General features: G+C 68.0%; 11 protein-coding genes, 1 tRNA gene and 1 pseudogene. 4 read left to right on the forward strand and 9 right to left on the reverse strand.

What is annotated here, in order from left to right; translation table 11 throughout:
• Together R6V09_RS41045 and R6V09_RS41050 are read left to right on the forward strand one after the other, a co-directional pair.
• Positions 1–354 (forward strand): annotated as a pseudogene (locus tag R6V09_RS41045) (hydrolase); the annotation flags it as partial.
• 143 nt (positions 355–497) lie between these two features.
• Positions 498–1,154, forward strand: a complete 657-nt coding sequence (locus R6V09_RS41050) for an NAD(P)H-binding protein (RefSeq protein ID WP_317886585.1) — start codon at positions 498–500, stop codon at positions 1,152–1,154.
• Positions 1,155–1,206: 52 nt separating this feature from the next.
• Here R6V09_RS41050 and R6V09_RS41055 read toward each other — a convergent pair whose 3' ends face one another.
• Both R6V09_RS41055 and R6V09_RS41060 read right to left on the reverse strand, forming a co-directional pair.
• Positions 1,207–1,419 carry a hypothetical protein gene (locus R6V09_RS41055; RefSeq protein ID WP_317886586.1) on the reverse strand — a complete coding sequence of 71 codons (213 nt, stop codon included), beginning with the start codon at positions 1,417–1,419 and terminating at the stop codon, positions 1,207–1,209.
• Positions 1,420–1,466: 47 nt separating this feature from the next.
• Complete coding sequence (locus tag R6V09_RS41060) at positions 1,467–2,279, reverse strand: polysaccharide lyase family 7 protein (protein WP_317886587.1); 813 nt, start codon at positions 2,277–2,279, stop codon at positions 1,467–1,469.
• Positions 2,280–2,520: 241 nt separating this feature from the next.
• Here R6V09_RS41060 and R6V09_RS41065 point away from each other — a divergent pair, with 241 nt between their 5' ends.
• Positions 2,521–2,901, forward strand: coding sequence for a hypothetical protein (locus R6V09_RS41065; RefSeq protein ID WP_317886588.1), 381 nt, complete (start codon positions 2,521–2,523; stop codon positions 2,899–2,901).
• A gap of 185 nt (positions 2,902–3,086) precedes the next feature.
• Here R6V09_RS41065 and R6V09_RS54765 read toward each other — a convergent pair whose 3' ends face one another.
• The 4 genes from R6V09_RS54765 to R6V09_RS41080 all read right to left on the reverse strand — a co-directional run bounded on the left by R6V09_RS54765 (position 3,087) and on the right by R6V09_RS41080 (position 5,071).
• Positions 3,087–3,659, reverse strand: coding sequence for a DUF2690 domain-containing protein (locus tag R6V09_RS54765; protein ID WP_442810245.1), 573 nt, complete (start codon positions 3,657–3,659; stop codon positions 3,087–3,089).
• A gap of 3 nt (positions 3,660–3,662) precedes the next feature.
• Positions 3,663–4,079, reverse strand: coding sequence for a hypothetical protein (locus R6V09_RS41070; RefSeq protein ID WP_317886589.1), 417 nt, complete (start codon positions 4,077–4,079; stop codon positions 3,663–3,665).
• A 208-nt stretch (positions 4,080–4,287) separates the two neighbouring features.
• Positions 4,288–4,710 (reverse strand): hypothetical protein, encoded by a 423-nt coding sequence (locus R6V09_RS41075; protein WP_317886590.1) that lies wholly within the window; start codon positions 4,708–4,710, stop codon positions 4,288–4,290.
• Between the two features lie 279 nt (positions 4,711–4,989).
• A tRNA-Tyr gene (locus R6V09_RS41080) sits at positions 4,990–5,071 on the reverse strand.
• A gap of 234 nt (positions 5,072–5,305) precedes the next feature.
• Here R6V09_RS41080 and R6V09_RS41085 point away from each other — a divergent pair.
• On the forward strand, positions 5,306–5,794 hold the full coding sequence (locus R6V09_RS41085; protein WP_317886591.1) for a YajQ family cyclic di-GMP-binding protein: 489 nt from the start codon (positions 5,306–5,308) through the stop codon (positions 5,792–5,794).
• 98 nt (positions 5,795–5,892) lie between these two features.
• Here the strand turns inward: R6V09_RS41085 and R6V09_RS41090 are convergent, their stop codons facing one another.
• From R6V09_RS41090 to R6V09_RS41100, 3 genes are all read right to left on the reverse strand, one after another.
• Positions 5,893–6,159: a GlsB/YeaQ/YmgE family stress response membrane protein gene (locus tag R6V09_RS41090; RefSeq protein WP_019072336.1), complete on the reverse strand. Its 267-nt coding sequence runs from the start codon at positions 6,157–6,159 to the stop codon at positions 5,893–5,895.
• 202 nt (positions 6,160–6,361) lie between these two features.
• On the reverse strand, positions 6,362–6,928 hold the full coding sequence (locus tag R6V09_RS41095) for an SMI1/KNR4 family protein (protein WP_317886592.1): 567 nt from the start codon (positions 6,926–6,928) through the stop codon (positions 6,362–6,364).
• 108 nt (positions 6,929–7,036) lie between these two features.
• A partial coding sequence (locus R6V09_RS41100) for a barstar family protein (protein WP_317886593.1) occupies positions 7,037–7,540 on the reverse strand: 504 nt, incomplete at its 5' end.

Genomic DNA, 7,540 nt, shown 5'->3' on the forward strand with positions numbered 1-7,540 from the left:
AGCGGCGCCCTGCGTGACGTGTCCAACCCCGTGGGTCGCGGCGACCCTTTGGAGGCGGCCTACCTACTCGCCTCGCGGCACGGGATGCGGCCCGAGGACGCGTACGACACGGTGAGTTCGTCGGCGCGGGCGGCGCTCGGTCTGCCCGAGGTGCGGGTCGAGGCGGGATTTCCGGCCGAACTGCTCGCGGTGCGCGGCGACCGGCTCGCGGGTGCGCTCTCGCTGGCGTACAGCCGGATCGTGGTGCACCGGGGGCGCGTGGTGGCACGGACGAGCGCGGTGCGGGAGTACTGCAACACGGCGGCGGGCTCGGAGTTGGGGCTGCCGCGGCAGGGGCGGGGCGAGGTGTCGTGAGCTGCCGTTCGTGCGCCGGGGCGTACGCCTGAGGCGCTGGGGCTTGTGTTCGCGTGCCCCGCGCATGCGCTGCGGGGGTGTGCTGCTGGGACGCGGCTGAAGTCATGCGGCGCGTGCGGCCGTCCGGGCGTACGGTCGGAGGCATGCGCATTGTCATCGCTGGAGGTCATGGTCAGATCGCGCTGCGGCTGGAGCGCCTGCTCGCCGCGCGCGGTGACGAGGTCGCGGGCATCATCCGCAAGGCCGAACAGAGCGACGATCTACGGTCGGCGGGCGCCGAACCGCTCGTGCTCGACCTGGAGTCGGCCTCGGTCGGGGAGGTCGCGGCTCTGCTGCGGGGCGCGGACGCGGCGGTCTTCGCGGCGGGCGCGGGCCCGAACAGCGGCACGGCCCGCAAGGACACGGTGGACCGGGGTTCGGCGGTGCTGTTCGCCGACGCGGCGGTCCTGGCGGGCGTACGACGTCATGTCGTCGTGTCCTCGATGGGCGCGGATCCGGCGCACCCCGGGGACGGCGTGTTCGACGTGTACCTGCGGGCCAAGGGCGAGGCCGACGCGTACGTACGCGGCCTGGATGCCCTGGACTGGACGATCCTGCGCCCCGGTTCGCTCACGAACGGCGCCGGCACCGGCCTGGTCCGGCTGGAGGCCCACACCGGTCTCGGCTCGATCCCACGCGACGATGTGGCCGCCGTACTCGCGGAGTTGGTGGAGACCCCGGCGACGGCCGGCCTGACGCTGGAACTGATCGGTGGATCCGCGCCGGTGTCGGTGGCGGTGAAGTCGGTGGCGGGGAACTGAGGAACCGGAGAGCGTGGGGACTGAGGTTCCCTGCCGGGCGGTGCCCCGCCGCCTAGAACAGCGGCATCTGGCCGGGGAAATCCGGTACCACGTACCCGTCCAACGCGGGCTGGGCCGCCCCGAGTTCCGCCTGTCGGCGGGAGCCGGGGCACGACACGAGGTCCCCGCTCTCCCGTGCGCCGGGCGGGTCGTGCCGCGCGAACCGGCCGGCCACGACGGCGATTTCACGACGGCACTCGGGGCAGCTCCTGCGGCGTGACGACATGGGATCAGTCTGCCCCGCCGCAGGCCGCGTCGGCCGTCGAGGCTCGCTCAGCTGTGGGAGACGGTGAGTCCGTAGAAGGCGACCCGGGCGCCCTTGGTGGTGCTGTCGGAGGACGACTGGTTGTACGAACCGGCCTTGAAGTACTGCTTGTAGGCGTTGAACGACGACGGGATGGCGTAGTGCGTGGTGCTCCCGTTGACCGTCAGATTGATGGTGTTCCCGCCTGAGACGCCGATCGTGTAGCTCCACGTCTTGCCGACCGCCACGTTGCCGACGGTGTGCAGCGTCTGCCCGCCGTCGGGCGAGTTCTCCGTGCCGAGGACGATGTCACCGCTCGACCGGTAGTAGAGCTCCAGCAGCGGCTTGGTGGACGTGCCTCCGGTGCCCAGGTGGATCTGGCCGACGCAGACGTTCGACGTGACGGAGACGACCCGTAGCGTCGCCTTCATCGTGTGCGTGCCGCTGAGCGACCAGTTGGCGGCGCTGCCGCTGCGGTTCATCTCCCGCAGTTCGGAGCGGGCGTAGTTGGAGTTGGGCGTGGTGACGCCCTTCTCCGGCGCCCAGAAGGTCATCGCGCCGTCACGGGTGTCCGTGTAGAAGTACGAGTCCTGGAACCCGTTGGCCCCCTGGAGCCGGGCCGAGGAGATCGTCGTGGGCGAGCCGGGGGAACCCACCGGCTCCTGGAGCTGCCACACCCCCAGGTCGAAGTTCCCGCCGGGCGCGACGGTCGGGTCGGCGAGGGGTGAGGCGACGGCGCCGGTGACGGCGGTACTGCCCGACGCGGCCGGAGCGGCAATGGCCAGCCCGCCGGTCACGGCGGTGACGGTGGCCAGGGAGGTGAGCAGCGTACGCATGCGCATGGGGGGTGCCTTCCTGTCTGCTCGATGGACTCGGTTGGCGATGCGTGTTCATGTAGATGAACTTTGTGTTTCAACATGAACGCGATGCCGCGACAGTAGGGCTGTGGCACGGTCACGTCAAGACTGATGTCCGAGCAGCGGAACGCCTCGGGGACGACGAAAGGGTTCGAATCTGGGGAGGCGTGACGTTGTTGGAGCGGAGTGTTCCGGTGATGCTCTCGACGGTCTTGACGATGCGTTCGTGGACGAGGCCTGCGATCGCCCGGGTCCCCGGATCGGCGCCCGGGTCGTCCTTGACGTCACCCGGCGTGGTGAGAATGGCGACGATGCTGGGCCCGGAGAGATCGACGAGGACGGTGTCCGAAGCATCCTTGACCTCGCCCGGGATGCGGAAGTGGCGGTCCTTGCCGGCATGTTCAACGAGGAATGCCCAGGTGTCGCGCTGAGCGTGGACGGTCGCCGCGGAGATGCCGGCGGCGGCCTGGAGGAGTTGGAGGCGCTACCCCTCGTCTCCCGTCCCTGTCGCGCCGCTGTCGCCGCTCACCTCCGGGTCGCTGTCGGCGGTCTCGGGCGGAGAATCGGGTTCGGAGCGTGCGTCGTCCACGGGCTGAGTGGACTGTGATGCCTGCTGAGCGTTGCGGACGAGGTCCAGTGAGCCCGGTGTTGACGGCCGCGGTGGTGTCCTGCCGTGTCTGGTCAACGGCGTGCTGTTGCTCGGAGGCCTGCTGCCGCAGTACTCCGAGCTCTGCGTCCGCCATGCAGGCATGCCGTTCTCTTCCGTTTTGGCCGGCGTCCATCTGTGAACCCTTAGCCGTGCTTGCTGCACTCAGGGGATTCGGAGGAATCCGGAGCCCGAACGCAGGCCACCACCCACAGATAACGACCAAGGATCATTGGCGTGACGTTGGAACGGGAAACATCAGATGCGCGCCCGCTCGACGTGTTCCACATTCTATTGGCCTCAGGAGCTCCTTGGGCGGCAACGAAGAACTGGGCATCCGATGGCCCTGTGATTCGCTCAGCCCAGTTCGTCTGACATTTCTGAGACCAATACAGCGCGACAATCGTCGCACCCACAGCAACTTTGTGATGTGTGACTTTGTCCTGAGTGCATGTTGTGCTCGTGGGGACCAGACCATTGCAGTCGGTCCCCTCACACGCAGCGAGGGTCCGCTTCTCCGGGGGCGTGGCGTAGACAATCGCCACGGTCACCAACAGCGCGGCCACCAGGGTCGCCAGCACGAGGGCGCGCGAAGACTGAACAAAGGTGACGATCTGATCCCCAAGACCCCCAGTCTTCACGGCCGTAGGACCGTTGAAAGTATCTCTTGATTGTTCACCATCGAAGGGGGCTGCTTCCCTGGCGTCGCTTCCGTCCATGAGTCACACCCCGAAAGTGTTGTGCTGGTCACCAGTGCCACCGAATTGGAACGCGGTTGGCCCATTGAAGGTGCTGTCACGGAGTTCGTGGTGCGCACCACGATGGCCCGACTGCGTCATGGAGACTGCGATCGCGATCAAGTCCTGCACCACAGTCGCGTCTTCCCGCATGAGCTGCGCAACCCGCAGACGCCACTCGCGTTCGACATCGGAAGCATCGGCCAGATTTCCTTCATCGCGCGCCGCAATCAGTCGCAGCCTTGATTCCTCAAGAAGGGGGTCCGGATTTCCGCCTCCGCGATGGCAGCGCTCGATTACACGGACGATCTTCTCTTTCACCTGCTCCCAGGCATCACTCAGCATCAATCCTGTAAGCGTTGCGGCGCCCGATGAGGCAAGCGCCGCGAGCAGTTCATCCATCCCATGCCCTCGCGACCGAGGGAGGCGGGCTGCCTCCTGATTCTCAACACAAGGAAAGCGTGGGCCAGTTACCCACTCACACCGAAGCTGTGCACCTTCGCCCGAAAGAGGCATGGAGTGGGCGCCTACTCGACGCGCATCCGGCGTATGCGCCCCCGAGCACTGCAGCCTCCCGAGCCGACGATCCGCCGATGTCCCGGAGTCTCGGCTAGCCGGCCTTCGTCCAACGCTTGCACCCGGTGGTGGTGAACGCCTTGTCCGTGGGCGCGATGGTGACGATGGTCTGCCCCTGGGTATTTCCGTTGGCGATGATGTCCCGCAAGTCGCCGGACGTACTGCTCAGTCGCGCCCAGTAGCAGTTGGTGACAAGCCCGCCCTGCGGGCCACTCGTGCGGTACGTACCCGGCTTGATGTCCTTGCCGACCACGTACGTACCGTCTCCTGGAATCTCGCCGGGGCGTGCGCTCTGGGCGGTGTCGGAGCTGCCGGTCGACGAGGTTTCCGGCGCGGTAGCGGTCGCCGTAACGGTGACCTTCGGCGTCGCCGGAGCGTCTGTCGAGCCGCCGGCGACGGCTCCGATCGCGAAGCCGACCACGATGGCCGCAATGTGCGTCAGGACACCCCTGCTCAACCTCAGCCACCGAGGTCGAGGAGACGCGCTGCTCTGCCCCCCGTCCCGCCGCAGTGGGCCTTCCGGAGGCCCTGATGGAGCACCGGCCGTCATGCCCTCAGCGTGCGCCTGCCCAACGCCGTCCGCATCTCGTCCACATGAGCTTCGGACGCGCGGGCGCGCAGGTGACCGACAGGGCTGGTCCTTGCGACGGGTCGGCCTCTCGGCAAGATGGCCCCGGACACGAAGAGACCCCCTCCGCCCTGCGTTTCCGCAGTTCGGAAGGGGTCCATCTTCATGTGGCGGCGCCAGGGTTCGAACCTGGGTAGGCGTAGCCGGCAGATTTACAGTCTGCTCCCTTTGGCCGCTCGGGCACACCGCCGGGTTTGCTGCCCCTCGCACCGCTTTTCGACGGTGCTCCGTGGCAACGACGTAAACGATACCCGATACGTGGGGGTGCTTCGCCACCCGATAGATCGGCGCCCGGCGGGGAGGGGGTGGCTAGGCTTATACGGATGCGGCCCGGCGCCTACACCGGGCTCGGCGGCTGTCCCCACGCACGCCGATTCGCAGTGACACGCATCGATACGCACCCCGATACAAGGAGCCACAGGACATGGCCGACTCCAGTTTCGACATCGTCTCGAAGGTCGAGCGGCAGGAGGTCGACAACGCCCTCAACCAGGCCGCCAAGGAGATCTCGCAGCGCTACGACTTCAAGGGCGTGGGTGCCTCGATCGCATGGTCCGCCGAGAAGATCCTCATGGAGGCGAACTCCGAGGAGCGGGTCAAAGCGGTGCTCGACGTCTTCCAGTCCAAGCTGGTCAAGCGCGGCATCTCGCTGAAGGCACTGGACGCCGGTGAGCCTCAGCTCTCCGGCAAGGAGTACAAGATCTTCGCGTCCATCGAGGAGGGCATCTCCCAGGACAACGCGAAGAAAGTGGCGAAGATCATTCGTGACGAGGGTCCCAAGGGCGTGAAGGCCCAGGTGCAGGGCGACGAACTGCGGGTCAGCTCGAAGAGCCGCGACGACCTGCAGGCCGTGCAGGCCCTGCTCAAGGGCAAGGACTTCGACTTCGCGCTGCAGTACGTCAACTACCGGTAGAACCATGCCCCGCGCGCCCGACGCGCAGCGGTACGAGGAAGGGTGGGTACCCGTCGGTACCCACCCTTCTCGCCTGCTGGCTGCGGCACGGGGGCGCGCTAGTTGCGCGAGTTGCCGAAGAAGATGCGGTAGGCGATCAGGAGGACGAGCGCGCCGCCTATCGCCGAGGCCCAGGTGGCGCCGTCGTAGAAGTTCTTGGCGACCGGGTGGTCCAGCCAACGGGCCGATATCCAGCCGCCGAGGAACGCTCCCGCGATGCCGATGACGGTCGTACCGATGAAGCCGCCCGGGTCGCGGCCCGGCAGCAGGAATTTGGCGATGGCTCCGGCCAACAGTCCCAGGATGATCCAGCTGATGATGCCCATGCCGTGAACCTGCCCTTTCGCGCTGTGCTTGCACTGATCCGGAGCTGTGAATTCCGCCCGGACAGGCTGTGTTCGTAGGTCCTTGCGCACGGCCTGTCGCTGCATGTTCCGCCGTGTCGATGAACAGGACGTCACGGATGCGTGTGGTGGTTGCAGGCATCGGCGGGGTGGCGCCGTGACGGTCGCCGGTACCGGAAGTCGGTCAGGATGCCTGCGTCGTCGTGCGTATGCGGAAGTCGGCCCATGGCTCGGGCTCGATGCCGATGTTGGCGTCGACGTACCAGCCCGTGCCGTCGAGCCAGCCCTGGAGCCAGTCGGCGAGGCTGAGCGCGTCCACGTACCACGCGTGGTCCGCCTCGTCCGCGTTCGGCTCGTAGAGCAGCACGGTGGCCTGCGGGGTTCGGCAGTCCACGCACGCGTACATCGCGCAGCCCCAGTGGGATATCGGCAGGACGCCCTCGGGCCAGGGCCAGTCGGGGTCCTTGCGTCCGCTCTCGCGGTTGGCGAGGTATTGCGTGACGGCGGCGGGCTCGCCGGCGGGCGGGCTGTCGAGCAGGGGCAACAGGCCGTACTCCGGGCCGAATCCACCGTCTCCTATGCGCGAGTAGAGCGCCGCGAGCAGTGGGGGCAGGCTGAAGCCCAGGACGGCCTCGGCGCGGGTCACCGTGGCCTCGTCCGCCGGGGCGGGGAGTGAAGTCCAGCCCCACGGGCGGGTGTTGCGGGCCTCGGCGGCCACCCGGGTCAGCAGTCGCTGCTCGTTCTCGGTCATGGCTTCATAGTGCAACGCGCCACTGACAGTCGGACCAGGCTGTGGACAACCCGGCGGTTGTGGAAAACCAGCTCGTCCCGGCGGACGGTACGGAGCAGTGAACAGTGGTCAGGCCAGGCGGACTTCGACGTGTTTTTCGGCGAGGAGGGCGAGCAGTTCCTCGAATGTCGGTGGGCGTGGGCCGGTGTGCGGGGTGAGGCCGAGGCAGGCGCGGGCTACGGTCGCGTCGTGCCAGACGAGGGTGAAGGGCGGTGCGGCTCCCCAGCGACCGCGCAGGCAGTCGTTCAGGGCGTCGACGGCCCAACCGAAGTATCCGCCGGGGCCGTTCACCGCCTCGCCGAGAGCGCAGAAGAAGCCCTGCGGGTCGGTGATGCGCCTGCCGTCGAGGTGGTAGGTGGTGCCCGGCGGCCGGTCCGGGGCGCCGTGTGGGTGGTTTTCCAGCGCGGTGCCGAGCCAGAACCGGCGGCCCTCGGCGTCGCAACCGGCCCAGCGGCCGGGCTCGGAGGGCCGCCCCTCGCCCCACCGGTCCCACACCGCCCGGGCCGCGAGCGGTGGCCGTTTCGCCCAGGGGTCGAGGGTGAGGTCGACCAGGCCCGGGCCGCCCGCGGACGG

It is taken from the genome of Streptomyces sp. W16, assembly GCF_033194735.1.
In the GTDB taxonomy this organism is placed as follows: Bacteria; Actinomycetota; Actinomycetes; order Streptomycetales; family Streptomycetaceae; genus Streptomyces.

Excerpts from the sequence above, each read along its gene's own strand:
- R6V09_RS41050 (WP_317886585.1), top strand. The coding sequence starts at position 498 with ATGCGCATTGTCATCGCTGGAGGTCATGGTCAGATCGCGCTGCGGCTG.
- R6V09_RS41055 (WP_317886586.1), bottom strand. The coding sequence starts at position 1,419 with ATGTCGTCACGCCGCAGGAGCTGCCCCGAGTGCCGTCGTGAAATCGCC.
- R6V09_RS41060 (WP_317886587.1), bottom strand. The coding sequence starts at position 2,279 with ATGCGCATGCGTACGCTGCTCACCTCCCTGGCCACCGTCACCGCCGTG.
- R6V09_RS54765 (WP_442810245.1), bottom strand. The coding sequence starts at position 3,659 with ATGGACGGAAGCGACGCCAGGGAAGCAGCCCCCTTCGATGGTGAACAA.
- R6V09_RS41070 (WP_317886589.1), bottom strand. The coding sequence starts at position 4,079 with ATGGATGAACTGCTCGCGGCGCTTGCCTCATCGGGCGCCGCAACGCTT.
- R6V09_RS41085 (WP_317886591.1), top strand. The coding sequence starts at position 5,306 with ATGGCCGACTCCAGTTTCGACATCGTCTCGAAGGTCGAGCGGCAGGAG.
- R6V09_RS41090 (WP_019072336.1), bottom strand. The coding sequence starts at position 6,159 with ATGGGCATCATCAGCTGGATCATCCTGGGACTGTTGGCCGGAGCCATC.
- R6V09_RS41095 (WP_317886592.1), bottom strand. The coding sequence starts at position 6,928 with ATGACCGAGAACGAGCAGCGACTGCTGACCCGGGTGGCCGCCGAGGCC.